Annotated in this window: 2 protein-coding genes; one reads left to right on the forward strand and one right to left on the reverse strand. The window is 31.9% G+C overall.

Going from position 1 to position 3,000, the window contains the following annotated elements; all coding sequences use genetic code 11:
• Positions 1-209 precede the first annotated feature (209 nt).
• On the reverse strand, positions 210-344 hold the full coding sequence (locus AFK68_RS43260) for a SemiSWEET family sugar transporter (protein ID WP_371357221.1): 135 nt from the start codon (positions 342-344) through the stop codon (positions 210-212).
• A gap of 647 nt (positions 345-991) precedes the next feature.
• On the opposite strand from AFK68_RS43260, the gene AFK68_RS03955 reads away from it, so the two are divergent.
• Positions 992-2,362, forward strand: coding sequence for a thioredoxin family protein (locus AFK68_RS03955; protein WP_143437490.1), 1,371 nt, complete (start codon positions 992-994; stop codon positions 2,360-2,362).
• The last annotated feature ends 638 nt before the right edge of the window (positions 2,363-3,000 follow it).

Below are 3,000 nucleotides of genomic sequence, written 5' to 3' on the forward strand. Positions count from 1 at the left end.
GTTACGGCGACAGCGTGAATATTATTTATTTTGTCAAATTATTCCTGCATAAAAAGTCTATTTGACTATTTATATTTAAGTTTAAAGAATAAAATTGGTGAAGCTAAACTCAACGTAGCAACATTAGTAAAAATGATTGGTATATCTTTAACCAGGATGCCATAAATTATCCAGAACAAAACACCAGAGCAGAAAATAGCAAACATTTCTCAGGAAATATCTTTTGTCGAGCGAGTTCGCCAAGTTTTGATAACTTGAGGTAAAAACGAAATAGTTGTTAAGCTGCCTGCTAATAGTCCTAAAATAGTTACTAAATTTATGGTAGATAGATATAATTCAACAATTAATAATTAACAATTCATTATCACCTCATTCTTATAAAGAAGAGGATTGACTAAAAGGATTTATTTTTCTTCTTTTACTCGATTGGATATGGCATTTCGGCGATAGCTGAAACGACCGTTTTTCTCCATGAATGGAGAGGCTTTATAACTTAATTTTTCGGTAAGTAGGTTATTTCATTCATCAGTTATCAGTACCTCATACAATAGGATAGCTGGAAATACTGAATTTTATTTTTTCTTTTTTTTATCTCATTTAAAGGGAAACTTAAGACCTGATTTTCTGGTCAAATTAATTATAAAATAGTTTAGAGATTGAATGTATCAGCAAATATAAAAAGGAGATAGGGAACACTTAACTGGGAACAGGTATGGAGGTCTGAAGAAATCAAGACAAATATTTGTCGCTATTAAATCTAGGAATATATGTACTGAATACTTCTCTATCTACCTTCTTTCAATCCCTTGAAGTATTACCGCTTTTAGATTTTAGTCACTTCGCGTGCTCTCCTAATAATTATTTTACTCTCCAGTCTCTTAATCAGGGAAGAAAGTGCTAGTACAGAGTCAAGATAAAGATAAAGATAATTATTCTGTCTCCCAATACTTAATATGGGAGTCAAAACATAACACCACCAAAAATTGAAAAAATGAAGGCAAAATATATCTTCAAAATCTTGTTAACGCTCATTCTGCTTGTCAGCTTGACTATTTTTGCTCCTGTAGCTCAAGCAGCAGAAAAGGGATTAGATATCTATTTCTTTTACTCTAAAACCTGTCCTCATTGTGCCAAACAAAAACCTCTAATGGAATATATTGATAAACAGAATGAAGAGGTTAAAGTTAACTCATTTGAAGTCAGTCAAAACCCCCAAATATGGCAAGAATTTCTGGCAAAATATCAGATTACCTCTCAAGCAGTTCCCAGAACATTTATTGGCGACAAAAATTTTATTGGTTATAGCGAAACCGAGGGAGAATTGGAATATAATTCTGTATATAAGGGTTATATCGGCTACCGAAACCAAATTATTCAAGCCATAGAAACAGAATTAGGATACATCGTTAATATTCCAGGAAGAGACAAACAAATTCAACTTCCCTGGTATATTATTTTCTTGCCAATTTTATATTTATGCAGCTATCCACTGCTTAACAAAAAACTCAATAATGAGCAAAGAAAAAGATATTGGTTTGGCGGATTAATTACTACGATTATTATCAGCTTATTTTTCTTTATTACCTTCACCCCAGATGCCATTATTAAACAATTCGCTCAAGGACTTCCTTTTCCCTTATTTGTATCTACAATTGCTCTAGCTGATGGCTTTAACCCTTGTGCTTTTACTGTCCTAATTATTCTCTTATCATTACTGAGTTATACCAAAAGCAGGAGAGATATGACGCTGATTGGTTCTACTTTTGTGGCTACTTCAGGGGTGATGTATTTTCTCTTTATTATGATTATGATTCTAGTAGGTTCTGTATTTCTCGACAAATATGGAACTATCTTTATGCTCGTACTAGGAGTAATTATTACTTTAGCAGGATTAATTAATATTAAAGATTACTTCTTTTTTAAACAAGCATTTTCTCTTTCTCTATCTGAAAAACAACAGTTATCTATTAGTAAAAAAGCGAGGGAAATTGCTCGTAAACTACAAAATTCTCAGGGTAGTAAGAAAATGTTTTTAGCTGCCTTGGGCGGAACAATTTTGTTAGCTATATTTGTCAATATTGTCGAATTAGGATGTACTGCAATTCTTCCCGCAGTTTATATGACAACTTTGATTCAATACTGCCAAGAAAATGTTTGGCTTTGTTTTTCATTCTGGACAGGAATTTATGCTTTAATCTATATAATTCCTCTCCTAGCAATTTTATTGAATTTTATTTATTCCTTCAAATCCTCAAGACTGAGTGAAAGTCAGGGAAGAATACTTAAGTTAATTGGAGGAACATTCATGCTCTTTTTTGGGTTGGTAATGATCTTCAAGCCAGAATTTTTAACTTTCGGCTAAATTCGGCAGTGCGTTATAGAAGTCTAGGATAATAATTGATAGTGTAGGAGTTATATCAAATCCGCTTAATTCGGTATAAAAAAATTTTCATCTTCACCTAAAGAGCAAATGTTTCTAAATTCTCTTTTCTCCTGACTCCTGACTCCTAGATTAACTATCTAATTACACCGATGCTACCCGATTTAATATATTTAATATTAGGTACAATTATCCCTAAATTATGATTCTAATTTTTCCAGGACTTACGCATTTTTGATTTTTCAACACAGAGAAACTATAGCGCTATAGTTTCTCTGTGTAAGTCCCGTTTAATNAATATATTTAATATTAGGTACAATTATCCCTAAATTATGATTCTAATTTTTCCAGGACTTACGCATTTTTGATTTTTCAACACAGAGAAACTATAGCGCTATAGTTTCTCTGTGTAAGTCCCGTTTAATATTAAACTTTTCTATATTAGACCTATCCAGAAAATCAACTTGCTCTTTATTTTAATAGGACTTACGCATAAACGCTATATATAGAGTTCAAAACTATGACGCAATAGTTTTTTAACTCTATACATAGTACCTTTGCGTAAGTCCTGTTTAAGATCAGCTAGAGTTGTAAAATTCAGTAACAAAATCATTTTTGGT

This window comes from Hydrocoleum sp. CS-953, from assembly GCF_002260545.1.
Lineage (GTDB): Bacteria > Cyanobacteriota > Cyanobacteriia > Cyanobacteriales > Microcoleaceae > Trichodesmium.

What these genes read in the sequence shown, in the direction of transcription:
- AFK68_RS03955 (WP_143437490.1), top strand. Translation starts at nt 992, where the DNA reads ATGAAGGCAAAATATATCTTCAAAATCTTGTTAACGCTCATTCTGCTT.